A 26,030-nucleotide genomic window follows, 5' to 3' on the forward strand; every position below is an offset into this window, starting at 1 on the left:
GCGCGCCGTTTGTTTGATTTATGTGTTCCGCTTACTCAGCGGCAACAGCAGCAGGGCGTACCCGCTTGTGTTTGATGCGGTCTTCGATTTCATCACGGAAATTACGGATCAAACCTTGGATTGGCCACGCAGCCGCATCACCAAGCGCACAAATTGTGTGACCCTCAACTTGCTTGGTAACATCCCAAAGCATGTCGATTTCTTCTGGCGTTGCTTCACCAGTCACCAAACGTTCCATCACGCGCATCATCCAGCCGGTACCTTCGCGGCAGGGCGTGCACTGACCGCATGATTCATGCTTGTAAAACTTGGAAAGACGCCAGATCGCTTTGATGATGTCGGTGGACTGATCCATCACGATCACCGCTGCGGTCCCCAAGCCTGAGCCAAGCTTGCCGCGCAAGTAATCAAAATCCATAATCGCATCGCGCATGTTTTCGCCGCGCACACAGGGAACGGATGAACCACCTGGGATAACCGCCTTAAGGTTATCCCACCCGCCACGAACACCGCCGCAGTGCTTTTCAATCAGTTCTTCGAACGTGATCGACATAGCCTCTTCAACCACGCAGGGTTGGTTGACGTGACCGGAAATAGCAAAGAGCTTCGTGCCCTTGTTATTGTCCCGACCAAAGCCAGAGAACCAAGACGCGCCACGGCGCAAGATAGTTGGCACCACAGCAATTGATTCGACATTGTTCACCGTTGTGGGGCAGCCATAAAGCCCAGCACCTGCCGGGAACGGCGGCTTCATGCGCGGCATACCTTTTTTGCCCTCAAGGCTTTCCAGAAGCGCAGTCTCTTCACCGCAAATATAAGCACCCGCACCGTGGTGCAGATAGATGTCAAAATCCCAACCCGATTTCGCAGCGTTCTTACCCACCAGACCGGCTTCATAGGCCTCGTCGATAGCTGCTTGCAGGGCTTCTTTTTCGCGGATGTATTCGCCGCGAATGTAGATGTAGCAGGCGTTGGCATTCATTGCGAAAGACGCGATCAAACAACCCTCGATCAATGTATGAGGATCGTGACGCATAATCTCGCGGTCTTTACATGTGCCCGGCTCAGACTCATCCGCATTCACAACTAAATAGCTGGGACGCCCGTCACTTTCTTTGGGCATGAACGACCACTTCAAACCGGTCGGGAAGCCCGCGCCGCCGCGCCCACGAAGTCCGGAGGCTTTCATCTCGTCGATGATCCAGTCACGGCCTTTTTTTATCAGCGCGCCGGTTCCATCCCAATGACCACGCTGCTGCGCGCCTTTGAGGGTGCGGTCGTGCATCCCATAGATATTGGTGAAAATGCGGTCTTTGTCCTGCAACATGTGCGCGTTTCCCGTCTGAAGTGTTGGCTGGCTTCTCTATAGACTTATTTGCGCCCCGATTGCCAGACCTGAAGCGCAAGAACGAGGGCAAAGAGAAATCCCGCCAATGAGAAAAGATAAAGCAGAATTTCAAAGCGGATTGTCAGGTTCAGGCTTTGCGCAATCGCCGGCGCAAGGATCGCCAGCAGACCAGAACCCGCGATGACCATAGCCGCCAAGCGGCCCTGTTTTGCATTTCGTTCGTCGCGGTTCACGTGGCAGCCTCACAAAAAATCCCGCCCAAAATATCTTTGGACGGGACCATATCTACGTACTTCTGAGGGCTTAGTAAACGCCACCCTTTTTCACTTTTTTGGAAAATTCAGTCTGGCCACCTTTGGCGAGTACTTTGGCTTGCTTGACCCACTCATCACGGGAAACACGGCCTTTGAAACCTTCAAGGTTTTCATCCACCCATTCGACTTCTTTTTTACGCCATGATCCAATCTGATCAAAGTGGAACACACCCATTGAGTGCAGCAGACCTTCCAACTTTGGACCAACGCCTTTGATCTGTTTGAGGTCGTCCGGACCACCTGCCCGCGCTTTTTTCAGCAATTCAGGCTTGCCCGACGCGGACACTGGCTTTGCAGCCTTCTTTTTTGCATCCGCAGGTGCTTTAGCGGCAGGCGCATCTGCTTTTGCAGCAGCCTTTTTAGGGGCTGGCTTCTTAGCTGCAGGTTTCTTTGGTGCCGCTTTTGGCTTTGCCGCGGGTTTCGGTGCGGGCGCGTCCGCAACGGGTTCAAACACCGTGGTCGCAGTCGCCGCTACTGCTGCAGTGGCAGTAGGTTTGGCCGCAACAGCTGGCGTCGCTGTTTCAATGCCGCCGGCTGTGGGCGCTTGGCCCGCGCGGTTGGCATCAATTTCGCCCAACGCAGGAAGCGGCCGACACATCAGCCAGCTTAGTGCTGCACCAGCAATAAAGAAAACAATGCCGCCCATGAACACAGCCTGAATAAAGGTGTATTCCCCGAACAACATTAACATAATAAAGGCAACTAAGCCCAACACCGCGCCAACCAGCCAACACCCGATCGCGCAGGAGATCCCTCCAGAAGAGTTACTCATTCCAATACTCCGTCCCTATTTGGGGAGTATTAGTAACAGCTCCCCTTCATTGTGGGGCTAGAAAACTAGGTCTTGGCTTAAGATGCAAGGGATTTGGCTTGATCAATCCAGTTGTCCCGCGACGCGCGCCCGATGAAACCTTCCAAGTTCGCGTCAACCCAAGCAAGCTCGGCCGGACCCCATTTGGCGATTTGATCGTAATGAAAAAAGCCCATCTCGTTGAGAAGCTTTTCCAGTTTTGGACCGACACCTTTGATCAGTTTCAGGTCATCCGCACCGGCTTTGCGCGGGGCTTTCATGGTGCGAGGCTTTTTGCCTGCGTCACTTGAGGCTTTAGGTTTTGCAGTGCTTTTGGCTTTGGTAGCCGCTGGTTTCGCAGCAGCTCTCTGCGCATTTGCAGGCTTTGGTCGCGCTGCAGGTTTCGGTGGTTTTGCGCCAGAATTTGCAGCTTTGTCTATCCAAGGTGTCAAAAGAGGCACTTCAGTTCCGTCGATGCGTTTAACACTGTCACCGATATCATGGGCCAATTGTGCGCTGGCGTTCAGCTTAATCTTAGCGTTCACGAAATCAGTAAGGCTGGTGATGCCGCCCGCTGGCTCCGCCGCGAAACGTCCATTCTGCGGGCCAACTTGCGGGGTTTTACCGGCAGCCAGCTCATCCAAAAGTGTGCCAAGCCGTTCTGCAGTCAGGTCTTCGAAGTAGTCTTTGCCAATTTGTGCCATCGGGGCGTTTGCGCAGGCGCCCAAACACTCAACTTCTTCCCATGAGAAATTTCCATCTGCAGAAATTTGATGCGCCTTCGGTGCGATCTTTTCTTGGCAAACAGCAACCAAGTCTTCCGCACCACAGATCATGCAGGACGTTGTGCCACAAATCTGGATATGTGCAATCTTACCAACAGGTTGCAGCTGGAACATGAAGTAGAAAGACGCCACCTCAAGCCCACGAATAAATGCAAGATCAAGCATGTCAGACACATGCTCAATCGCCGGACGGCTAAGCCAGCCCTCTTGCTCTTGGGCGCGCCAAAGAAGTGGGATGATCGCGGATGCTTGGCGACCCTCTGGGTATTTTTTGATCTGCGCTTCAGCCCACGCTTGGTTGTCGGCGGTAAAGGCAAAGCTGTCTGGTTGCTCAGAGTGTAGTCGGCGTAGCATGGGTCGTCTCTTTTCGGGTTATTGGCGTTGCCATGCAACGCCAGCCTTCGGCGAGGATATTTTAAAACAAAAGAATTAGCGGTCGATTTCTCCAAAAACGATATCCATCGTTCCGATAATCGCGGCGACATCTGCAAGTTGGTGGCCTGACGCGAGGTAGTCCATCGCTTGTAGGTGCAAGAAGCCAGGCGCGCGTAATTTGGCACGGTACGGTTTGTTGCTGCCATCAGCCACTAGATACACACCAAACTCACCTTTCGGGGCCTCAACGGCGGTGTAGACCTCACCGGCAGGGACGTGGAAGCCTTCAGTGTAGAGTTTGAAGTGGTGGATTAGCGCTTCCATTGAGGTTTTCATGTCACCACGTTTGGGCGGTGTCATTTTGCCCCGGGCCATCACGTCACCGGTTGCTTCGCGGAGTTTGGCAATCGCTTGGCGGATAATCGACACAGACTGGCGCATCTCTTCCATCCGAACGAGGTAGCGGTCGTAGCAGTCGCCATTTTTGCCAACAGGAATTTGGAATTCAAATTCATCATAGCATTCATAGGGCTGCGCGCGGCGCAAATCCCACGCAAGCCCCGAGCCACGAACCATCACACCGGAAAAGCCCCAGTCTTGGATGTCTTGTTCGGTCACAACGCCGATATCCGCGTTACGTTGCTTGAAAATACGGTTTTCGGTCAAAAGACCGTCAATGTCTTCGAGGACCTTGGGAAACTCGATTGCCCACGTTTCAATATCATCAATGAGATCGTCGGGCAGGTCTTGGTGCACGCCACCAGGACGGAAATACGCAGCGTGTAAACGTGCGCCGCAAGCGCGCTCGTAAAACACCATCAGTTTTTCGCGTTCTTCAAAGCCCCAAAGCGGCGGCGTAAGCGCGCCTACGTCCATAGCCTGTGTGGTCACATTCAAGATGTGCGAAAGTACGCGGCCAATTTCGGAGTAAAGAACACGGATCAACTGCGCACGGCGAGGCACCTCCGTGCCTGTCAGCTTTTCAATCGCCAAGCACCAAGCGTGCTCTTGGTTCATGGGTGCCACATAATCCAGACGGTCCAGATACGGCAGGTTTTGCAAGTAAGTGCGGCTTTCCATCAGCTTTTCGGTGCCACGGTGCAAAAGCCCGATGTGCGGGTCGCAACGCTCAACAATCTCGCCATCAAGTTCGAGCACAAGACGCAACACGCCGTGCGCTGCAGGGTGCTGCGGACCGAAGTTGATGTTGAAATTACGGATTTTCTGTTCGCCAGTCAGGGCGTCATTGAATTGGGAGCCGTCCATTATTTCGCCTCTCCTTTCGCTTTCTCATCACCAGGAATGACGTATTGCGCGCCTTCCCAGGGAGACATGAAATCAAACTGTCGGTATTCTTGCACAAGCGACACGGGTTCATAGACCACGCGCTTTTGCGCCTCGTCATAGCGTACTTCTGTGTAGCCAGTTGTCGGGAAATCCTTGCGCAGGGGATAGCCGCGGAAACCATAATCCGTCAGCAAACGGCGCAGATCCGGGTGACCTGAAAAGAGGATGCCGAACATGTCAAAAACTTCACGCTCAAACCAGTTGGCCGAAGGGTGAACTTCAACGATGGATGGCACCATATCGTCCTCACGTACTTCGACTTTCAAGCGAATGCGGTGGTTTTGGTACATGGAGAGGAAGTGATAAACCACGTCAAATCGGCGCGCACGACCAACGTTATCAACCGCTGTGATATCAACCAAAGAGTTGAAGCGGCACGTAGGGTCTGCCTTCAGCCAATCGATCAGGCCGTGGATACTACCCAACGCGACAGACACGTTCAGCTCACCGAAATCAACGGAATATGACAGCACGCAATCAGGACGCTTGGCAGCAATATAAGCGCCCAGTTCATCCATTGCGGCGGGTGTCATGGTTTCTGCGGTCATAGGATCGCTCCTTTGCCTTTCAGGCGTTTCGGGTCGGAACTTCTTAGCGTACGATCGTACCAGTGCGGCGGATTTTGCGTTGCAGCTGCATGATGCCGTAAAGCAAGGCTTCTGCCGTTGGCGGGCAGCCCGGCACATACACATCAACAGGGACGATACGGTCACAACCACGTACAACGGAATAGCTATAATGATAGTATCCACCGCCATTAGCACATGAACCCATCGAAATCACGTAACGTGGCTCTGGCATCTGGTCGTATACTTTACGCAACGCAGGCGCCATTTTGTTGGTCAGCGTGCCAGCAACAATCATCAAGTCGGATTGACGTGGGGAGGCGCGAGGCGCGGTGCCAAACCGCTCCATGTCATAGCGTGGCATCGCGGTGTGCATCATTTCAACGGCACAGCAAGCAAGGCCAAACGTCATCCAGTGCAGCGAGCCTGTGCGCGCCCAGTTGATGATGTCAGCGGTAGAAGTCACGAGGAAGCCCTTGTCGGACAACTCACGGTTCAATTCCTGCGTCGCAACCTCGCGGTCAAAACCTGCAGTATTTGGTCCGGCCATCACTCCCATTCGAGCGCTCCCTTTTTCCATTCATATGCAAAGCCAGCAGTCAGAACGCCCAAGAACACCATCATGGACCAGAAACCGACCATTGAAATATCTTTAAACGCCACGGCCCACGGGAACAAAAACGCCACTTCCAGATCGAAAATGATGAACAAAATCGAGACCAAGTAAAAGCGCACGTCGAACTTCATCCGCGCGTCATCAAACGCGTTAAATCCACACTCGTAAGCCGACACTTTTTCCGGGTCAGGGCTGCGCACCGCAACAACAACCGCCGCGAGGATCAAGACAAGACCCAAACCGATTGCGATCGCAAGGAACACAAGAATGGGCAAATACTGACCCGCAAGGGCCTGTGTCGAAAGGGTTTCCACAGTTTGCATCTCCTGAAATGTGTCGCGCAGACGTGCTACGCACAGGACTTTTGGCTGCGCCCGTCCTACCCCCACTGCCTTGACGCGTCAACGCCTTGGACCGGCTTTTGGCGCAATTTGGCGGCTTTTATCTTACAACTGGTTCTGGCGAATTGTCGCGCTGACACGTGGCTTGACGCCACTGTCTCGTCCTTGCCATCACTACCACCCACAGCACGGATGAAAATCTTAGGCGCTGATGGCGACTTCTTCACGGATGATGCGTGCAATCTGCGCGCAATCCTTAAGCGAGAACGTCAGCGGCAAACGCATATCCATCACACCCTTCAACACACGGTCCGTGGCGGGCATCGGCGTCGGATTGGCATATTTCCAGCTGTCGTATTTACTGGTGAAAGCCACAGGATCATCTGCGCCAAACCACTTAAGCTCAACCCCACGCGCAGCACAACGTGCTACAAAATCAACGATCTCGGCATCAGCCCAATCCAGCAACAAAAACTGAAATGATGACGCCACATAGTGCTCGTCCGCAGGGCGATTAATCAACGTAAGTCTGTTTGCGCCCGACAGCCCGTCTTCCAGAACCTTGTAGCGGTCGTTCCAACGTTTTGCTTGTGCATCAAGATCACGCAATTGTGGGCGCAGGATGGCCGCACGCAAGTTGTCCATCCGGCCGGAAATGTTCGGGGTATGCAGACGCACGTGCTCAAATGCTTCGGGGGGCGGTGCTGCGCGGTGGCGGGTATAGAGCATGTAAGACCCCGACAGCATAATCGCACGAGCCATCAGATCAGGATCGTCACTGATCAACAGCCCGCCCTCACCCGAATTGACGTGCTTATAGGTCTGCGTTGAATAGCACCCCATCACCCCGTGGCGACCAGAATAAGTGTCTTTCCACTTGCCCCCCATGGTGTGTGCACAGTCTTCAATTACTTTCACACCGGCAGCGTCACAAATCTGCATAAGGCGGTCCATATCGCAAATGTGGCCGCGCATATGTGACAGCAACAGAACATCAGCCTGATCAATTTTGGCCGCAAGGTCATCAAGATCAATCTTAAGGTCCTCGCCTACGCCCACAAAAATTGGCGTAGCCCCCAGACTAGCAATAGCGCCGGGCACAGGCGCCAGCGTAAACGCGTTCGTCAGAACTTTGTCGCCTGCTTTCACACCACAGGCCCGCATCGCGGTGGCCATGGCGTAGCCGCCAGAGGCACAAGACAAACAGTATTTTGATCCCATTTGTGCTGCGAACTCTTCTTCCAGCAGCGCAGTTTCCGCAATCTCATCACCGTGGGTGTTATAGCGGTGCAAGCGCCCACCATTCAGCACGGCCAACGCTGCATCAATGCCCTCCTGAGGAATTGGTTCTTGCTGCGTAAACGCACCAGTAAATACATCAGGCGTGGCGGGTTGTGGGGTGTGCTTTGTCATATTCACAGATGGGCAAACTGTTGCCGCGCCGTCAAGCCCCATTCGCCACAGGTCTAGCCGATAAGTGAGCTAACCACAGATCGCAGGTGACGGTAATCTGACAACAGCGCTTCGGGGTCCATGGCTTTAACGTCCTCAGCGCCGGGTCCGAAAGTGACCAATACAGATGGGACGCCCGCATTCAGGCTGGTTTGCCTATCAGTCATCGTGTCACCGACCAGCAATGATCTTTCGACCGAGCCGCCCGCTTGCTCAACCGCCGCCACATAGGGCGCGGTGTCAGGTTTGCGCGTAGGCAGCGTGTCTGCGCCAATCAGCGAATGAAACTCTTTCAGCACACCGAGGCGGGTCAACAACAAACGCGCGAGGCCTTCGGGTTTATTCGTGCAGATACCCACGCGGTAGCCTTCCGCCTTCAGGTTTCCGATAGCCTCCATCGCATGGGGATAAAGCGTGGTATGGGTGTCAATATTTGTGCCGTAATGGGTCAACAGCTTTTGATAATGTGCGTCCATATCTGAAGCAGCGGCCTGCCCTTCGGCGCCCTTTCGCTCAAACCCCAACGTCAGCATCGCGCGACCACCACGCAGCGCTGTGCCAGCGTCACCGACAGGGTCCAACAAACCGCCCCACCCCAGATCCACAAAGCAGGCATTGGCCGCCGCGATCAGATCCCCACTGGTGTCCGCCAATGTTCCGTCCAAATCGAAAATTACTGTTTGCATCACGGGCGCCTTTCAAAGCTGAGCGTGGGGTGTGTTACGGTCTTGAAGCGTCATGTGACGGGCCGCCCCCTTGCGCCCCACCCTTGAACGGATAAAACGAGCCAAAGGCGTTGGCTAGAGTAGAAAAGAAACATGGCAGTAGCACTAATAATTCTTGGCGCCGGAAAAGGCACCCGCATGCAATCAGATTTGCCCAAAGTGATGCATGAAATTGGCGGTGCTCCGATGTTGGTACACGCGATAAAGGCTGGCGAAGAACTCGAACCATCGCGCATCGTTGTCGTAGCGGGACACGGAGCAGATGTGGTTGAAGCAGGTGCGCTGGACTGGAACCCGATGACCCAAGTCGTGCTGCAAAAAGAGCAACTAGGCACCGCACACGCCGTGGCGCAAGCCAAAGATATTCTGGGCTCGTTTGAAGGCAATGCAATCGTTTTGTACGGAGATACACCGTTCATTTCAGCGCAAACTCTTGAGGCAATGATTGACGCGCGCGCAACCTCGGACGTGGTTGTTTTGGGTTTTGACGCCGATGACCCTGCCGCATACGGCCGCCTTGTCATGGACGGTAACAGCCTTGAGCGGATCGTTGAGTTCAAGGACGCAAGCCCGCAAGAGCGTCGGATCAGCCTATGCAATTCAGGGGTGGTCTGCGCTGATGCAAAAGTACTGTTTGAGCTGATTGAAGCTGTTGGAAATGAGAACGCCAGTGGCGAGTATTACCTCACAGACATCGTTAGCGTTGCCCGCCAATCAGGGCGCAGCGCAGGTATCGTGATCTGTGATGAAGAAGAAACCATGGGCGTCAATTCGCGCGCCGAATTGGCCCGTGCGGAAGCCATCTTCCAGAACTTCAAACGTCTTGAGGCTTTTGACAACGGTGTCACCCTTCAAGCACCTGATACTGTGATTTTCGCACATGATACGTTCATCGGGCGCGACACGGTAATTGAGCCGAACGTCGTTTTCGGCAACGGCGTATCGGTGGAAAGCGGTGCGCGTATTCGCGCCTTTTCACACCTTGAGGGCTGCCACGTCAGCTCCGGCGCTGTGGTCGGACCTTACGCGCGCCTAAGACCGGGGGCAGAGTTGGGCGAAGACGTCAAAGTGGGCAATTTCGTTGAGATCAAAAACGCAGTCCTCGAGACGGGCGCGAAGGTGAACCATTTATCATACGTGGGCGATGCGTCCATCGGCGCTGCGGCAAACTTGGGCGCAGGCACGATCACCTGTAACTATGACGGCGTCTTCAAACACCACACCGACATTGGCGCGCGGGCTTTCATCGGCTCGAACACGATGCTTGTGGCCCCCGTGCGTGTTGGCGCGGATGCAATGACCGCAAGTGGCTCTGTCATCACCCAAGACGTACCAGACGCTGATCTGGCGATTGCACGGGCAAAACAAGACAACAAGCCAGGCCTCGGCAAGCGTTTGATGGACAAACTCCGCGCCGCCAAAGCCAAACGAAGCGAGGGCAAATAACGATGTGTGGTATTATTGGTATCCTTGGCAATCACGAAGCCGCACCGATCCTCGTTGATGCCCTGCGACGGTTGGAATATCGTGGCTATGACAGCGCGGGCATTGCAACGGTAAACGGCGGTATCCTTGATCGGCGGCGCGCGGTCGGCAAACTGGTTAACCTCGCAGATTTGCTGGTGCATGAACCGCTGGCCGGTAAATCCGGCATTGGCCACACCCGTTGGGCGACCCACGGCGCACCGTCAGTGAAAAACGCCCACCCGCATATGACCGCGCGGGTTGCGGTCGTTCATAACGGTATCGTTGAAAACTTTGCTGAACTACGCGCCCAGCTGGCCCAGAACGGCATCGGTTTTGTCACTGACACCGATACAGAAACCATCGCCCTGCTTGCGCAACTGCACATCGACCGAGGCATGGCGCCCGTTGAGGCCGCGAAAGCAACCATCGACAAACTGCACGGCGCTTTCGCGCTTTGTTTTTTGTTTGAAGGTGAGGAAGACCTAATTGTTGTGGCTCGCAAGGGTTCACCCCTCGCGATTGGGCACGGCGACGGCGAGATGTTTGTTGGGTCTGATGCAATTGCTCTGGCGCCCATGACCGATCAGATCACGTACCTTGAGGAAGGTGATTGGGCCGTCTTGACCCGCACGAGCCTTGAAGTCCGCGACGTCAACAACGCGCTGGCTAATCGCGAAAAGCGCACCATTCAAATCGATACCGCACAGGTCGAAAAAGGTGGGCACAAACACTTCATGTCCAAAGAAATCGCAGAGCAACCATCGGTGGTCGGCAATGCGTTGAACCATTACGTTCGCGGCGGCGCGATACAACTACCGACAGAGCTAGATTTCACCAAAATTGAGCGGCTTACAATGGTGGCCTGTGGTACGGCCTACCTTGCCTGCCTCACTGCGAAATACTGGTTCGAACAGATCGCCCGTCTGCCCGTTGAAGTGGATGTCGCGTCTGAGTTCAGATACCGCGAGCCCCCGATGACACGCGGAACAGTTGCACTTTTTGTAAGCCAGTCTGGCGAGACCGCCGACACATTGGCCGCGCTTCGCTACGCCAAAGAAAACGCCGATCAGATCGTGTCCGTAGTCAATGTTGCGGAATCCAGCATCAGCCGTGAAGCAGACATCAGCCTGCCTATTCTTGCGGGCACCGAGATCAGCGTTGCCTCAACCAAAGGCTTCACGTGCCAACTGACGGTTTTGTTGATCATGGCGCTGCATGCAGCCCACCAACGCGGCCACCTGACCGCAGAACAGCTGGCAGAGCGGCTGGATCAGCTACACACCATGCCGGGCCTGATGAATGTCGCCTTGGCTGGCAGTAGCGCGGTAAAAGCCGTCAGCCGCAAACTGGCATCGGCCACAGATATTCTATTTTTGGGTCGTGGCGCAATGTTCCCATTAGCCCTTGAAGGTGCGCTAAAACTCAAAGAAATCAGCTATATACACGCTGAAGGTTATGCATCCGGTGAACTAAAACATGGCCCCATCGCGTTGGTGGATAAAAAGACGCCCGTGATCGTGTTCGCCCCAAGTGATGCGCTGTTCGATAAAACCATCAGCAACATGCAAGAAGTCATGGCCCGAGGCGGCAAAGTGTTGTTGATCACAGATAGCGCAGGCGCACAGCAAGCGGGCGAAGGGGTTTGGGAAACGCTGATCCTACCCGAAGTAGACGACGCACTGGCCCCGCTACTCTATGCGATACCAGCCCAACAAATTGCGTATCACACGGCCATCGCCAAGGGGACCGACGTGGACCAACCCCGCAACCTCGCTAAATCTGTGACAGTGGAATAAACATGACACCCCAAGCCGCCATTGAGGCCTTAAACGCTCATAGTGACGAAGCTGAAGCCCTTAAAATGCGGGGCTATCACAAAGTTGCGCGTCCTTATCTGGGGGTTCCCGCACCGGTTATCGAAACGCTGTGCAAGGAATGGCGCGCGGCATGTTCGCTGGACGAGCGGCTCGCGGTATGTGCCGCACTTTGGGACAGCAACTCATTCGAAGGGCGCATCGCCGCCGCAAAACTTTTGACCCAAGCCCGTATCCGTCCGGACGACACCGAAGCGTGGGCCTTAATCAAGTCGTGGGTTCCAGAATTTGACTGTTGGGCAATCACCGACGCCGTCTCAATCGCAGGACAAAAACGTCTGGTATGGAGCCCTGATCGCGTAGAGGACCTTGTCCCATGGGTCACATCAGAGCACATCTGGACCCGCCGCGCCGCGTTAGTCATGACGTTACCTTGGACCAAGCAAAACACGCCTAAAGAGGCTGAATTGGCGGTGCGTGACCAAGTATTGGGCTGGGCTGCTGAATTGGCGTCGGATCACGAGCCATTCATTCAAAAAGCAATCGCATGGTGGCTTCGCGAGTTATCAAAACATGACAGCCCCCGCGTGCATGATTTCCTCAGCCAACATGGTCAGAAGCTAAAACCGTTTGCGCAAAAAGAAGCCGCCCGCAAACTTGCGTCTCAAGACTACGCACGGCTATTCAACGGGTAACGCGCTGCTAATTCGCAAAAACGTTGACACGAACCAGTTCGGTTAGCGGGGCTTGCAACAGCCGCATCGCGGAAAGGGATAGTTGCGACGCCCCTGTTGGTTCTCCCCTGATCGGGCGCAGCTCCAGCACGACTGAGCTATCGCCGTATTGCACCCTGCCTGCCTGAACTGTGTCGACCAACGGGGTCAAAAGCCAAATGCCGGTATCGGCAGGATTGCCAAGACTTGCGATGGTCTCACCTAAAAATGTCGATGTCTGAGGATTTGTCTGCACCGCAGCCGCGCGTTCCGCTAGCGTTGTTATATCGAAAGCTTCAGCGGTGCGTGCAGTTTTGGGGACCGTCGGCGCATCAGCATTGCTAGTATCGTCACCCTGCACTGCCTCCGCTCCTTGAATGGCAGGACTGGATGAGGCCAGATTAGACACATCACACCCACCAAGCAGGACCAGCACACTCAAACCAATAACAAAACATCTCATGGCGCGAGCTTAGGTGCTGACAGAAGATCGAACAACCGGTTTTATAGACTGGAAAACGCCGGTTTTGAACTTGTGGCGCATCAGCGTGCTGCCTACATTCGCCCCATGAACATGCCTCTTATTGACCCTTTTGCGCGCGCGATCACCTACTTGCGCCTGTCTGTCACTGACCGCTGCGATTTCCGCTGTGTGTATTGCATGTCTGAAAACATGACGTTTTTACCCAAACGTGATTTGTTGACCCTCGAAGAGCTTGATCGTTTGTGCAGCCGCTTCATCGCGATGGGCGTTCGCAAGCTGAGGATCACAGGTGGTGAGCCCCTTGTGCGCCGCGAAATCATGACATTTTTCAACGCCATGGGCCGGCACCTTGAAAACGGCACACTGGATGAACTGACCCTGACCACCAATGGTAGCCAGTTAGAAAAATATGCAGGTGCGCTTTACGCCGCCGGTGTGCGCCGCATTAACGTAAGCCTCGACACGCTTGATGAAGCAAAGTTTGCTGAAGTAACCCGCTGGGGCCGGCTACCCCAAGTTTTACGTGGATTGGATGCCGCACAGGCAGCGGGCTTGCGGGTCAAGCTGAACGCCGTTGCCCTGAAAGGGTTCAACGAGGATGAATTGTTCACGCTGGCTGAGTTCTGTGCGCAACACGACATGGACCTAACGTGGATCGAAGTCATGCCAATGGGCGACATCGGTAACGAGAACCGGATCGGACAATATTGGTCCTTAAAAGAACTGCGCAAAACGCTTGAAACCCAATACACCCTGACGAATCTGAGCGACAGAACAGGTGGTCCTGCGCGCTATGTTCGGGTTGAGGAGACAGGTCAAAAAATCGGCCTCATCACCCCGCTGTCCCATAACTTTTGTGAAAGCTGCAACCGTGTGCGGATCACATGCACAGGCGAGATTTACACATGCTTGGGCCAAGACGGAAAATCAGACCTTCGCGCACCGCTGCGTGCTAGTGAAGGCAATGAACAGTTGGATGACGCCATTCGCGCGGCAATCGGCCTAAAGCCAAAAGGCCACGATTTTGATTACTCAAGACAGAACGTCGAAGGCCAAGTGGCGCGGCACATGTCACATACGGGTGGCTAAGGTCTATCCAAGTGACATGCGGCTTTGGGCCATTTCCACCCACCATGAACAGCCCGCTGGGATCGCATCATCGGTAAAGTTGTACTCCGGGTGGTGCACTGGCGCGGTGTCACCGTTGCCGACCAGAATGTACGCACCGGGGCGGGCATTGGACAAAAACGCAAAATCCTCGCCCCCCATAATAAGCGGCGCTTCATCACACGCACCGCTTACTGCGCGCGCAGCAGCAGCGGCATATTCTGTTTCAGCTTCGGCGTTCACCATCACTGGATAATTACGCAGATAGTCGACCTCGGCGGTGGCGCCCATCATCTCGGCGGTGCCATTGGCAATTTCACTCAAACGGCGCTCAGCTAAATCTCGGACGTCCTCATCAAGCGTACGGACGGTCCCTTTTAAGGTTACTGTTGATGGGATGACATTATGGGCTTTGCTCTCGGTTTCAAAGCTGGTCACCGATACCACTACCTGTTTGGTCGGATCGACATTTCGGCTTGCGATGCTTTGAAGCGCTATCACCATATGGCTTGCCGTCACTGTGGGGTCGACCGTTTCATGAGGTTTGGCCGCGTGCCCACCATGCCCTTTGACGGTGATCGTCCAGTTGTCCGCAGCTGCAAAAAACGGCCCTGAACGGATTGCAAATGTACCAACAGGCACACCGGGCCAATTGTGCATTCCGTAGACCTCTTGAATGCCAAAGCGTTCCATCAAGCCGTCATTCACCATTTCACGGCCGCCACCGCCACCTTCTTCGGCGGGCTGAAAGATCACAACCACAGTGCCATTGAAGGCTCGTGTTTCAGTCAGATACTTCGCCGCACCAAGCAGCATCGACGTATGGCCATCGTGACCACAAGCGTGCATCTTACCCTCGGCTTTGCTGGCATACGCAAGGCCTGTGGCCTCAAAAATCGGAAGCGCGTCCATATCTGCGCGCAGGCCCACAACGCGACCATCTGTATCAATCTTACCCTTGATCACACCAACAACACCGGTACGGCCCAAACCTTCGACAACTTCATCGCAGCCAAATGCACGCAGTTTCTCGGCCACAATGCCGCTTGTTCGATGGGTATCGAACAACAACTCGGGATGGGCGTGAAAATCATGGCGCCACTCAGTGATCTCGGGCAACATTTCGGCAAAGCGGTTTTTGATGGGCATCGGCTAAATCTCGATCAATAATGAAAGTGCGCACTGCGACCTAATCAGGAGCACGTCGGATAGTCCAGATGGTGAGACCTGCCAGTTCAGTCCATCGATTGACGAATACGGCGGACAAGCCACCACACCAACAAGATAATGATCGGTGTTGTTACCGCAGCCAATGTGACTTTTGCCAGGTCCAAGGATTTTCCCACAGGTCCCAACACATAGAGTGCAAGGTTGACCGCGTAATAGCTGATCGCCACCACAGATAGGCCCTCAACGGTTTTTTGTAGACGCAGCTGCAAGTCGGCACGCTTGTCCATGCTGGCCAAAAGCGTCTGGTTCTGCGCGCTGCGTTCCACGTCAACCCGTGTGCGCAACAATTCAGCTGCGCGCACCGCACGGCCCGCCATGGCTTGTAGACGCGCCTCGGTGGATTTGACGGTACGCATCGCAGGGTCAAAGCGGCGCATCATGAACTCCGCAAATGTTTGGCGACCGCTAAAACGTTCTTCACGTAGAACATCGATGCGTTGGTTTACGATTGCCTCATAAGCGCCGGTTGCACCGAAACGAAATGTTGACTTAGCGATCATGTTTTCCAGCTCTGCTGAAATCGTCAAAAGCTGCTGCAATGTGGTGTCCGCGTCCACATTCGCGTCGGTCATCGCACCCACCATCGAGGACAGATCCGCCTCCAAAGCGCCCATCCGTGCGCCCAACTGTTTGACCCGCGCCAACCCCAGCATGGAAGCAGACTTATACATCTCAATCTCGCACAGGCGTTGCACGACACGGCCAATTCGGCGGCTGCCCGTGTCATCATCCGCAAATATCGCGAACCGCATGTGTCCCGCAGGATCGATCCGGAAATCACCCGCAATAATTGCCGCGTCATCAAGCACACAGCTGACCGCAAGGCTTTCGGGGACAAACCAATCCTGCAGATTTTTAACTACAACATTATCAGCAGGACGAGGTGCTATGTGAAAAAGAGCCGAAGTCAGCCGCACACCCGGGGCGGCATCCAGCCAATCATTTGGAAACACATCGAACGCAACAGGATCAAACGCATTGCCGCGGTCACTTTCCTCAAAAACCGTGTAGGTCACAAATTCCGTATGCTGTTCCCACTTCAGCGTGAAGCGACCAATCTGGCCGTAAAAATGCGTCGCATCGGGGGGCGGGTGTGCTGCACCGAACCGATCAAGCAAGTCCACAAGATGGGCCCTGTCGGTACTTCGGTCCCGCGCAACAGCATTGGCTGGCTGCTTGATCGCCAGAAACACAGCCGTGCACGGCGCATCAAGCGATGGAAAGGGGCGCGCGTGAAGTTCATTGGCCAAATCATAGCGCAATTGGTGGTCGGTGATCGGAGCCATTGGGTCTGTCCTAGTTAGTTGACACTCAACGTAGGAGGGTTGCGCCTGTTCGCAAACAGAAAAACCCCTTTATTTTCAACAATCTCAGTCTACCAATGTATGCACTTTGGCCTATCGGAAAGTTTTGCGACCTCCCGTGGGCAAAGAAAAAGCCGCGCTCCGAATGGCGGAACGCGGCTTTTGTCATTTTAAATCGTTCAAAGATCAGTCGATCATCGGCAACAGTTTATCCAAGGATTGCTTGGCGTCACCGTAGAACATCCGTGTGTTTTCTTTGAAGAAGAGCGGATTTTCGATACCCGAGTAACCAGTGCCCTGCCCGCGCTTGCTAACGAACACCTGTTTGGCTTTCCAGCATTCCAGCACAGGCATGCCTGCGATTGGGCTGTTGGGGTCATCTTGCGCCGCCGGATTGACGATATCGTTTGAGCCAATGACGATCGCAACATCTGTTTCGGGGAAATCATCATTGATTTCATCCATTTCCAAAACGATGTCATATGGCACTTTGGCTTCAGCCAAGAGCACATTCATGTGACCGGGCAAACGGCCCGCCACAGGGTGGATCGCAAAGCGAACGTTTTTGCCTTTGGCGCGCAGCTTACGCACCAACTCGCTGACCGTTTGTTGGGCCTGCGCAACCGCCATGCCATAGCCCGGGATGATCACAATACTGTCTGCGTCGTTCAGCGCAGCCGCTACACCGTCGGCCTCAATGGCGATTTGCTCACCTTCGACTGCCATCTGCTCACCTGCTGGGCCACCAAAGCCGCCCAAAATGACCGAGATAAAGCTACGGTTCATCGCTTTGCACATGATGTAGGACAAGATCGCACCGGACGAGCCAACAAGCGCACCCACAACGATCAGAAGGTCATTGCCAAGTGAGAAACCAATCGCCGCAGCTGCCCAGCCTGAATAGGAGTTGAGCATTGAAACAACGACCGGCATGTCAGCACCGCCAATGCCCATGATCAGGTGATAGCCGATAAAGAGCGCCAGCAACGTCACCAGCACCAACATGAACATGCCGCCACCGTTGAAATACATGATCGCGAACAGCACAGACAGCGCCGCAGCACCTGCATTCAGCATGTGACCACCGGGCAATTTGGTCGCGGATGTATCCACCCGTCCCGCAAGCTTGCCGTAAGCGATGACCGAGCCTGTGAACGTTACTGCACCAATGAAGATGCCCAACACCAACTCAACACGTAAGATTGAGACCTCGACAGATGACTTTTTGGCCAAAAGCGCCGCAAAACCCTCAAGGCCTTTTTTGGCGGTGTCATCCATTGCCAAAACGCGGGTCAGCTCAATATCGGCGTTAAAGCCCACGAATACCGCAGCCAGACCAACAAGGCTGTGCATCGCAGCAACCAATTCTGGCATCTGTGTCATTTGCACTTTGGTTGCGAGTTGATAGCCAATCGCGCCACCTGCTGCGATCAAAATGATCGACAGTGCCCAGTAACCTGAACCAGGCCCGATGAGCGTTGCAAAGACCGCAAGCGCCATCCCGACAATGCCATACCATACCGCGCGCTTGGCGCTTTCTTGACCCGATAGTCCCCCAAGGCTGAGGATGAACAAAACGGCCGCGACGACGTATGCCGCTGTTGTGAAACCATATTCCATGTCTCTAACCCTCTTAAGATTTCTGGAACATGGCAAGCATGCGCCGTGTGACGAGGAACCCGCCAAAGATATTGATACCAGTCATAAAGACCGCCAGCGCACCAAGCACCACAACGATGCCAGACGTCGATCCAATTTGCGTCAAAGCGCCCAAGATGATGATGGACGAAATCGCATTGGTCACCGCCATAAGCGGCGTGTGAAGCGAATGCGATACATTCCAAATCACTTGGAAGCCAACAAAGACCGAAAGCACAAACACAATGAAGTGCTGCATAAAGCTGGCTGGTGCGACAAGACCAATCGCCAACAACAAAGCACCACCGGCAGCCAACAGGCCAACTTGGGTTTTGGTTTGCTTTTTGAAGGCTTCAGTCTCGAGCGCGCGTTTTTCGTCCGCAGTCAGCTCTTTGATCGGCTCTTTCTTTTGAACCGCAATCGCGGCCACTTTTGGTGGGGGCGGCGGGAACGTGACCTCACTTGCGTGTGCAACAGTTGCGCCACGGATCACATCGTCGTCCATATCGTGAACGATCACACCATCTTTTTCAGGAGTGAGATCAGCCAGCATGTGGCGGATGTTCGTGGAATAAAGCGTCGATGATTGGGCAGCCATTTGGCTTGGGAAATCCGTGTAGCCAATGATGGTTACGCCGTTATCCGAAACGATCTTCTCGTCCATGACGGTCAACTCACAGTTGCCGCCCTTCTCTGCCGCCAAGTCAACAATAACAGACCCGGGCTTCATCATCTCAACCATGTCTTTGGTCCACAGAAGCGGCGCCGCACGGTTGGGGATCAAAGCAGTCGTAATAACGATGTCGATATCAGGAGCGATCTCGCGGAACTTTTCAAGCTGCTTTGCCTGGAACTCCGGCGATGAGGGCGGCGCGTAGCCACCTGTTTCAGCGCCGTCAGGCAATTCGCTTTCGTCGAATTCAAGGAAGACAAACTCGGCGCCCATGCTCTCGATCTGCTCTGCCACTTCGGGGCGCACGTCGAACGCGTAAGTAATCGCGCCAAGCGAAGTGGACGTCCCGATCGCAGCCAAACCTGCAACACCTGCGCCCACAACCAAGACTTTTGCGGGCGGCACTTTACCGGCAGCCGTGACCTGACCTGTGAAAAAGCGACCAAAGTTGTTGCCCGCTTCAATAACGGCGCGGTAGCCTGCGATATTTGCCATTGAGCTGAGCGCATCCATTTTCTGCGCACGGCTGATGCGGGGCACCATATCCATGGCGATGACGCTTGAGCCTTTCTTGGCCAGGCTTTCCATCAGCTTTTCGTTTGCTGCCGGATAGAAGAACGAGATCAGCGTTTTTTCCGCGCTCAATCGTTTGGCTTCTGTATCCGAGGGCGGACGTACCTTGACGATCACGTCGGCAGCTTTCCACAGCGCCGCTGCGGTTTTCACCACCTCGACACCTGCAGTCGCATACGCGTCGTCAGAGAACCCCGCAGCTGCGCCGGCCCCCGTCTCGATCACGCACGAATGCCCAAGTTTCTGCAACTGGAGCGCGCTATCGGGCGTCATTGCGACCCGGGCTTCGCCCTCAAAAGTTTCTTTTGGTGCGCCAATTATCATCTGGTGCGTTTCCCTTCAGTAAGATTTATGACCCTAACCTAATACGCTGGGTCCATTTGGCACTACCCATTGAAATAATATTGCGCAAGGGATGTGCGCGCTAACAGTGCTGCGGTGTGCCAAATTAGTGCACTAGCGCCTATTTGTTATACCTCTAAGAACCCATGTCCGTACGATTTAGCCTACTGAAATCTTTCTGAAAGACACCGTGATTAAGATCAAAAATATCGAAGATGCGGACGCTGCAGGGTGTTACGAAGTGTTTTACCGCGCCATTCACGACGGCGCGCAGCCTGCTTATTCTGCGCCTCAACGACACGCTTGGGCGCCCTTCAAAGAAATGCCTGTGGGGTTCGCACACGCCCTTCAAGCCCCGTGCGCACTCATGGCAATCACGGACAAGATCGTTGGTTTCATCACGGTATTACAGGACGGCTATCTGGATTTGCTCTTTGTAGCACCCGACCATCACCGCCAAGGTGTGGCTACAGCGCTTTACCAAAGCGCCTTACTGCAAACAAAAGGCCCCCTTTATACAGAGGCCAGCCACCTATCGCGGCCATTCTTTTTGCACCACGGCTGGCGCGAAATTACCCCGCAAAGGGTCGAAAAGCGTGGGGTGTGGATGACCAATTTTGTGATGGAGCTAAGCCGTTAATTCCTAACGCTCTGCACGGTATGCGCGTGCCGCATCCCCAAATGCTGCAAATAAGGGCCGCGAAACTACGTCTTTGTCTGCCTGATATTCCGGGTGCCACTGCACTGACAACGTAAAGCCCTTGGCATCTTTGATATAAGTGGCCTCTGGCGTTCCATCAGGCGCCCAACCATCAACGACAATCCTGTCACCCGCGGTTTTGATCCCCTGCCCGTGCAACGAATTAGTCATGACCTTGGCCCGCCCCATCAGCTTTGCAAACGGGCCACCTTCCGTGAACGTCACTTCGTGGCGCATCGCAAATTTCTCTTCAAGAGTACCATCAGGCGGCATTCGGTGGTTATCACGCCCCTCCAGATCACGGATCTCAGGATGAAGCGTGCCGCCCATAGCCACATTTACTTCCTGAAACCCACGGCAAATCCCCAAGATCGGCAGGCCCGCGTCAACACAGGCCCGAATAAGCGGCAGAGCGATCCGGTCACGACATCTATCAAAAGTGCCATGGGCAGGTGTTTCCGCCTCGCCATATTCTTCAGGGTGCACATTAGGCCGCCCACCGGTGAACACAAAGCCATCACAGGTCGCCATCAGGTCATCGACTGTGACGTGCTCCGGATCAGACGGCACAATCAAGGGCAAGCCACCGGATACACGGGCAACAGCTTCGCAATTCATCGTGCCCGCCGCATGGGCAGGATACTGATCATTGATCAGATAAGAGTTACCGATAACCCCAATCACTGGACGTTGCATAGAATCCCTCTCGTTGATGCGTGCGTTTACTTTAGAGACAAAACCGCAAAGCGAAAGAGAATGAGCGCACAAGCACCTCTGCCTGCACGCTCATTTCATTTTACATCATCTGGGGGCTTGGCCCCCCAAGATGTGCGTTAGATTTCGCCTTCAAGCTGCGCCAGCGCGAGGCCCGCCAATGCGGCCTCTGCATCATTGTCAGATGTGTCGCCCGTGACACCAACGGCACCAATAACAGCGCCTTTTTTGTCGCGCACCAAAACGCCGCCCGGGACAGGAACAACCTGACCGCCATAAACACCGTTAACCGCGGCCATGAAATACGCCTGCTGCTCTGCACGCGCCATCTGTGCGGTGCCTGCCATGCCAAGCATAACGGCGCCGTAAGCTTTGCCCTGCGCGATAGCGAAACGACCCGGTGCCGCCCCATCTTCACGCTCGAACGCTTTGACGTGACCGCCAGCATCCAGAACGATTACAGAAAGCGGCTTCAGCTCCATCTCGCGGCCCTTGGCAAAGGTGCCTTTGATGATTTGACGTGCTTTACGAATTGAAATCTCAGCCATTTGTCAGGCTCCTATTCTTTATTGAGTTGCTTTAAGATCGAGACGGCGCGCGTGAAGAACCGGCTCTGTGTAGCCGGATGGCTGTTTCGTTCCTTCAAATACCAACTCGCATGCAGCGTTGAAAGCAACACCATCAAAGTCGGGTGTCATCGGGATATAGGACGCATCATTTGCGTTTTGTCCGTCAACCACAGCCGCCATTTTGCGCAGCGCATCCATGACGCGGTCACGGCTTACAACACCGTGATGCAACCAGTTTGCAAGAGCTTGGCTGGAAATACGGCATGTTGCACGGTCTTCCATCAGACCCACATCATTGATATCTGGCACTTTTGAACACCCAACGCCTTGATCGACCCACCGCACAACATATCCCAAGATACCTTGGGCGTTGTTTTCGATCTCCTGCTGGATTTGCTCTGCGCTCCACTGGGTGCTGTCAGCCACTGGAATGGTCAGCAGGTCAGCCAGTGTCCCGCGCGCACCGCCAGCTTTCAGATCATCTTGGACCGCAAAAACATCTACGTGGTGGTAGTGCGTCGCATGCAACGTCGCAGCCGTTGGGGATGGAACCCATGCACAGTTCGCACCAGATTTCGGGTGACCGATCTTGGCGTCCATCATGTCTGCCATGCGATCAGGCATCGCCCACATACCTTTGCCGATCTGCGCTTTGCCCTGCAGGCCACAGGCCAAACCGATATCCACGTTGCGATCTTCATAAGACGCGATCCACGGGGTTGCTTTCATATCGCCCTTCATCATGAACGGGCCTGCTTCCATAGAGGTGTGAATTTCATCACCCGTACGGTCCAAGAAGCCTGTGTTGATAAACGCAACTCGTGATTTTGCTGCACGGATACATTCTTTAAGGTTCACAGACGTGCGGCGCTCTTCATCCATGATGCCAAGCTTCACCGTATTTTGCGGCAGCCCCAAGATGCTTTCAACGCGGGTGAAAATCTCGTCTGCAAAAGCAACTTCCTCTGGTCCGTGCATTTTGGGTTTCACAACATAAACCGACCCGTGCAGTGAGTTACCGCCGTCACGCTTAAGATCATGCATCGCAATAAGCGTGGTGCACATCGCATCAAGCAAACCTTCGCCAATCTCATTGCCGTTCGCATCCCGTACCGCGGGCGTGGTCATCAGGTGACCAACGTTGCGCACCAACATCAATGCACGCCCCTTCAGGGTAAGCGCAGTGCCGTCTTTTGCTGTGAACTCCAGATCATCGGCCAATACGCGGTCGAAAGATTTACCGCCCTTGCTAACGGTTTCGCGCAGATCGCCCTTCATCAAGCCGAGCCAGTTTTTGTAAACCAGCGCCTTGTCCACACCGTCAACGGCCGCCACGGAATCTTCGCAATCCATGATGGTCGACAGTGCAGATTCCAAAATGACGTCGGCAATGTTTGCAGGATCCGTCTTGCCGATCTGATGCTCTGCATCGACAACGATGCGAATATGCATGCCGTTCTTCACAAGCAGAATTTCAGAGCGTGAGCCGTCCTTGTGGCCGACAAATTGCGCGGGGTCCGCAAGGGCCACTGCGCCACCTGCGGTCACACAGCTCAACGCGCCACCCTCGACACTCAAGCCAGTCACATCGGACCATGAGCCTGTAGCAAGAGGCACTGCAGCATCAAGATGTGCCTTGGCTTTTGCCACAACGCGCAATCCGCGCGCCTCATCATAGCCGCCCGCTGCAGGCAGATCGCCCAAGGCATCCGTGCCGTAGAACGCATCATACAAGCTACCCCACCGCGCGTTCGCAGCATTCAATGCAAAACGTGCGTTGTTGATCGGCACAACCAATTGGGGCCCTGCGATGCTTGCAATTTCAGGGTCCACATTCGCAGTTTCAATCGCAAAATCATCCCCCTCGGGGACAAGATAGCCAATCTCTGTCAAAAATTGCTGATAGGCCTGCGCATCATGATCCGTTCCACGGCGCTCAATATGGTAGGCGTCAAGCTTCGCTTGGATGTCTGCGCGCTTGGCCAGAAACGCAGCGTTCTTTGGACCCATGTCGGCGATCAGGCCTGCGAGACCGTCCCAGAATGTATCAATATCAACGCCAGTACCCGGAAGGGCAGATGTTTCAAGAAATGTGGCGAGTGTTTCGTCAACATCCAGCCCTGCACGTTGCACGCGATTTTGGTTTGTGTCGGTCATGAGGTGCCCTCCCAGACAAGTCATTAGAATTTCGGGTTGGCCAGACCCTGATGGATTGATGGCCCCTTCGCAAACGAGAAATATTGACTGTCGATTAAGTTTTACTTCACTGAACGTGGTTTTGACTTGGCATCGCGGCGACACCGGTCTGAGCAAAAACGGACCTCATCCCACACTTTTTCCCACTTTTTCCGCCAGTTAAACGGCAAACCACACTGTGCACATGGTTTTGAGGGAAGGTCAGATTTCTTTCGCATTTTTGGCATATCAAATATCAAAGCTCATTTGGCGTGTGTCCGGATCTTTGGGGGCTTTGTCGCGCTGAAAGCCCCGATCTGATTTGCGGCTGGCGTGCTTTTTGACGATCGTTTTCGCCTCATTGCGAAAGGCCGCGCCCTTGCGGACTGACCAGACTTGATCGCGTGCAAAACGCGCGGCTTGCGGCAAATCGACTATGGGCTCAGGGTATAACGTGCCAACAACTGTGCCCGCACCGTCCCAACGCCAAGGTTCCTGCAAAAAGCGATCAGGGACCTGTGCCAATTCAGGGCACCAGCGGCGTGTAAATATTCCGTTCGGGTCCTGATCAACCCCCTGTTTTACCGGGTTATACATCCGCACCGTATTGATACCGGTTGTGCCAGATTGCATCTGGACCTGACTCCAATGAATGCCCGGCTCATAATCTGTGAACATCTGCGCCAAGTGCGGGCCTGTGCTGCGCCAATCAAGCCAAAGGTGATAACTTGCGACAGACATCAACATCGACCGCATCCGAAAATTCAGCCAACCGGTGTGGACCAGATATCGCATGCAAGCGTCTACAAATGGAATGCCCGTTTGTCCGGTTTTCCACGCGTGAAGTCGTTCAGCGTTGGGATGTTTTGGCCTAAGGTTTTCGTAGGCCGAATGCATAGCCTGATACTCAAGCCGCGGTGCATCTTCGAGCTTTTGCATAAAATGATCGCGCCATGCCAAGCGGCTTTGAAAGCTGCGCAATGAACCGCTCCACCCTGACCGAGTACCTGCCACTTCACGACTCCGCGCCTGCCCTGCATGGGCTGCCTCACGGACCGAAAGCGCGCCCAGCGCAAGATGCGGCGACATCCGTGAACAGGCCCACTCCCCTTCAAGCGGTGATGACATTGCAGCGCGGTAAGACTGGCCGCGCTCTGTCAGAAACCCACCGAGCAGCGACAACGCTGAACCGCGCCCACCGGCCTGCCGGTTCGGACAATCGTCAATCAACGAAAGCTCCACAAGGCTTGGCATACGCTGGCTTTCCACACCGTGAGGCCGCATGGCAACGGGGGGATCAATCTGAGCCAGCCGAACAGATTTCTCTCGACTGGCCGCCCACCCATCCCGAGAGCGCAGGCCACGAACCACACCAAATTGCGGCACCTGCGTCCACGTAATACCTGTATGTTTAGCCCACGCAGCTACCCGCTGGTCCCGTCGAAACGTCCATGCGTTACCCGTTTCTTCTGTGCTAACAATTTGGTTAATCGGGAATGTCTTTGACAGCCCATCAAGAGCCTGAACTGCATCTGAAACGCATACAACCAAAGGCGCGCCAAGCCCGGCTAGTGTTTTGGCAAGATCGTGTAGGGTTTCTCGCAAAAATGCATATTGCCGCGCCGAAGTATCAGGTAGCTGCCAATATTCCGGCTCTACAATGTAGAGCGGCACGACGGAATGATCACCCTGCATCGCTTTAGCAAGTGCGGGATTGTCGGCAACGCGCAGATCACGCTTGAGCCATAAAATATTTATCATCTGGTCCACGCGGTGGGATGTAAGGCGGGCGAACATATGGACAAGCATGAATGTCTATCAAATGCGTCGGATCGACTTGCTCCGCATCATCCCTCGGCCTACGTTTG

Annotated in this window: 25 protein-coding genes; 5 read left to right on the plus strand and 20 right to left on the minus strand. The window is 54.5% G+C overall.

The genetic code is table 11. The features are described from left to right. Nucleotides 1-31: 31 nt before the first annotated feature. From nuoF to NeNHUV3_RS03320, 10 genes are all read right to left on the minus strand, one after another. On the minus strand, nt 32-1,327 hold the full coding sequence (nuoF, locus tag NeNHUV3_RS03275; protein WP_391482477.1) for an NADH-quinone oxidoreductase subunit NuoF: 1,296 nt from the start codon (nt 1,325-1,327) through the stop codon (nt 32-34). Between the two features lie 44 nt (nt 1,328-1,371). Continuing rightward, entirely contained in the window at nt 1,372-1,581 is a 210-nt protein-coding gene (locus NeNHUV3_RS03280; protein ID WP_048597923.1) for a DUF5337 family protein, read from the minus strand. 70 nt (nt 1,582-1,651) lie between these two features. Beyond that, nucleotides 1,652-2,434: a hypothetical protein gene (locus NeNHUV3_RS03285; RefSeq protein ID WP_391482479.1), complete on the minus strand. Its 783-nt coding sequence runs from the start codon at nt 2,432-2,434 to the stop codon at nt 1,652-1,654. A 77-nt stretch (nt 2,435-2,511) separates the two neighbouring features. Beyond that, nucleotides 2,512-3,591 (minus strand): NADH-quinone oxidoreductase subunit NuoE, encoded by a 1,080-nt coding sequence (nuoE, locus tag NeNHUV3_RS03290; protein WP_391482481.1) that lies wholly within the window; start codon nt 3,589-3,591, stop codon nt 2,512-2,514. 75 nt (nt 3,592-3,666) lie between these two features. Then, on the minus strand, nt 3,667-4,878 hold the full coding sequence (locus NeNHUV3_RS03295; RefSeq protein ID WP_048597921.1) for an NADH-quinone oxidoreductase subunit D: 1,212 nt from the start codon (nt 4,876-4,878) through the stop codon (nt 3,667-3,669). Continuing rightward, on the minus strand, nt 4,878-5,507 hold the full coding sequence (locus NeNHUV3_RS03300; protein ID WP_391482483.1) for an NADH-quinone oxidoreductase subunit C: 630 nt from the start codon (nt 5,505-5,507) through the stop codon (nt 4,878-4,880). The genes NeNHUV3_RS03295 and NeNHUV3_RS03300 overlap by 1 nt, the downstream gene beginning before the upstream one ends. Before the next feature lie 43 nt (nt 5,508-5,550). Continuing rightward, nucleotides 5,551-6,084 (minus strand): NADH-quinone oxidoreductase subunit B family protein, encoded by a 534-nt coding sequence (locus tag NeNHUV3_RS03305; RefSeq protein WP_334066104.1) that lies wholly within the window; start codon nt 6,082-6,084, stop codon nt 5,551-5,553. After that, nucleotides 6,075-6,455 (minus strand): NADH-quinone oxidoreductase subunit A, encoded by a 381-nt coding sequence (locus tag NeNHUV3_RS03310; RefSeq protein WP_341246531.1) that lies wholly within the window; start codon nt 6,453-6,455, stop codon nt 6,075-6,077. The genes NeNHUV3_RS03305 and NeNHUV3_RS03310 overlap by 10 nt, the downstream gene beginning before the upstream one ends. A 228-nt stretch (nt 6,456-6,683) precedes the next feature. Further along, nucleotides 6,684-7,895, minus strand: coding sequence for a DegT/DnrJ/EryC1/StrS family aminotransferase (locus NeNHUV3_RS03315; protein ID WP_391482485.1), 1,212 nt, complete (start codon nt 7,893-7,895; stop codon nt 6,684-6,686). A 53-nt stretch (nt 7,896-7,948) separates the two neighbouring features. After that, complete coding sequence (locus tag NeNHUV3_RS03320; protein WP_391482487.1) at nt 7,949-8,620, minus strand: HAD-IA family hydrolase; 672 nt, start codon at nt 8,618-8,620, stop codon at nt 7,949-7,951. Between the two features lie 132 nt (nt 8,621-8,752). On the opposite strand from NeNHUV3_RS03320, the gene glmU reads away from it, so the two are divergent. Genes glmU through NeNHUV3_RS03335 form a run of 3 tightly spaced genes read left to right on the plus strand, consistent with a single transcriptional unit; the run spans nt 8,753 to nt 12,635 of the window. Further along, nucleotides 8,753-10,105, plus strand: a complete 1,353-nt coding sequence (glmU, locus tag NeNHUV3_RS03325) for a bifunctional UDP-N-acetylglucosamine diphosphorylase/glucosamine-1-phosphate N-acetyltransferase GlmU (RefSeq protein ID WP_391482489.1) — start codon at nt 8,753-8,755, stop codon at nt 10,103-10,105. A 2-nt stretch (nt 10,106-10,107) separates the two neighbouring features. Further along, the gene (gene glmS / locus NeNHUV3_RS03330; protein WP_391482491.1) at nt 10,108-11,922 is read left to right on the plus strand and encodes a glutamine--fructose-6-phosphate transaminase (isomerizing); all 1,815 of its coding nucleotides are present in this window, start codon (nt 10,108-10,110) and stop codon (nt 11,920-11,922) included. A 2-nt stretch (nt 11,923-11,924) separates the two neighbouring features. Next, complete coding sequence (locus tag NeNHUV3_RS03335; protein ID WP_391482493.1) at nt 11,925-12,635, plus strand: DNA alkylation repair protein; 711 nt, start codon at nt 11,925-11,927, stop codon at nt 12,633-12,635. Between the two features lie 7 nt (nt 12,636-12,642). Here NeNHUV3_RS03335 and NeNHUV3_RS03340 read toward each other — a convergent pair whose 3' ends face one another. Then, complete coding sequence (locus NeNHUV3_RS03340) at nt 12,643-13,116, minus strand: hypothetical protein (protein ID WP_391482495.1); 474 nt, start codon at nt 13,114-13,116, stop codon at nt 12,643-12,645. Between the two features lie 105 nt (nt 13,117-13,221). On the opposite strand from NeNHUV3_RS03340, the gene moaA reads away from it, so the two are divergent. Further along, complete coding sequence (moaA, locus tag NeNHUV3_RS03345) at nt 13,222-14,226, plus strand: GTP 3',8-cyclase MoaA (RefSeq protein WP_391482497.1); 1,005 nt, start codon at nt 13,222-13,224, stop codon at nt 14,224-14,226. A gap of 3 nt (nt 14,227-14,229) precedes the next feature. Here the strand turns inward: moaA and NeNHUV3_RS03350 are convergent, their stop codons facing one another. From NeNHUV3_RS03350 to NeNHUV3_RS03365, 4 genes are all read right to left on the minus strand, one after another. Then, a complete protein-coding gene (locus NeNHUV3_RS03350; protein WP_391482499.1) occupies nt 14,230-15,393 on the minus strand; it encodes a M20 aminoacylase family protein in 1,164 nt (387 codons plus the stop codon). An 86-nt stretch (nt 15,394-15,479) separates the two neighbouring features. After that, nucleotides 15,480-16,760 carry a DUF3422 family protein gene (locus NeNHUV3_RS03355; RefSeq protein ID WP_391482501.1) on the minus strand — a complete coding sequence of 427 codons (1,281 nt, stop codon included), beginning with the start codon at nt 16,758-16,760 and terminating at the stop codon, nt 15,480-15,482. A 204-nt stretch (nt 16,761-16,964) separates the two neighbouring features. Continuing rightward, nucleotides 16,965-18,398, minus strand: coding sequence for an NAD(P)(+) transhydrogenase (Re/Si-specific) subunit beta (locus NeNHUV3_RS03360; RefSeq protein ID WP_048597906.1), 1,434 nt, complete (start codon nt 18,396-18,398; stop codon nt 16,965-16,967). A gap of 13 nt (nt 18,399-18,411) precedes the next feature. After that, the gene (locus tag NeNHUV3_RS03365) at nt 18,412-19,986 is read right to left on the minus strand and encodes a Re/Si-specific NAD(P)(+) transhydrogenase subunit alpha (protein WP_391482503.1); all 1,575 of its coding nucleotides are present in this window, start codon (nt 19,984-19,986) and stop codon (nt 18,412-18,414) included. A 208-nt stretch (nt 19,987-20,194) separates the two neighbouring features. On the opposite strand from NeNHUV3_RS03365, the gene NeNHUV3_RS03370 reads away from it, so the two are divergent. After that, a complete protein-coding gene (locus tag NeNHUV3_RS03370) occupies nt 20,195-20,644 on the plus strand; it encodes a GNAT family N-acetyltransferase (RefSeq protein ID WP_391482504.1) in 450 nt (149 codons plus the stop codon). Between the two features lie 3 nt (nt 20,645-20,647). On the opposite strand, the gene NeNHUV3_RS03375 is transcribed toward NeNHUV3_RS03370, so the two are convergent. From NeNHUV3_RS03375 to NeNHUV3_RS03395, 5 genes are all read right to left on the minus strand, one after another. Further along, nucleotides 20,648-21,400: a gamma-glutamyl-gamma-aminobutyrate hydrolase family protein gene (locus tag NeNHUV3_RS03375; protein WP_391482506.1), complete on the minus strand. Its 753-nt coding sequence runs from the start codon at nt 21,398-21,400 to the stop codon at nt 20,648-20,650. Between the two features lie 137 nt (nt 21,401-21,537). Next, complete coding sequence (locus NeNHUV3_RS03380) at nt 21,538-21,966, minus strand: heme-binding protein (RefSeq protein ID WP_048597899.1); 429 nt, start codon at nt 21,964-21,966, stop codon at nt 21,538-21,540. An 18-nt stretch (nt 21,967-21,984) separates the two neighbouring features. Further along, nucleotides 21,985-24,144 (minus strand): malate synthase G, encoded by a 2,160-nt coding sequence (locus tag NeNHUV3_RS03385; RefSeq protein ID WP_391482507.1) that lies wholly within the window; start codon nt 24,142-24,144, stop codon nt 21,985-21,987. Nucleotides 24,145-24,245: 101 nt separating this feature from the next. Continuing rightward, nucleotides 24,246-24,410, minus strand: coding sequence for a DUF2256 domain-containing protein (locus tag NeNHUV3_RS03390; RefSeq protein WP_074842023.1), 165 nt, complete (start codon nt 24,408-24,410; stop codon nt 24,246-24,248). Between the two features lies 1 nt (nt 24,411). Next, complete coding sequence (locus tag NeNHUV3_RS03395; RefSeq protein ID WP_391482509.1) at nt 24,412-25,971, minus strand: FAD-binding domain-containing protein; 1,560 nt, start codon at nt 25,969-25,971, stop codon at nt 24,412-24,414. Nucleotides 25,972-26,030: the final 59 nt, after the last annotated feature.

The sequence above is a fragment of the Nereida sp. NH-UV-3 genome, from assembly GCF_042939535.1.
GTDB classification, from domain to species: Bacteria; Pseudomonadota; Alphaproteobacteria; order Rhodobacterales; family Rhodobacteraceae; genus Nereida; species Nereida ignava.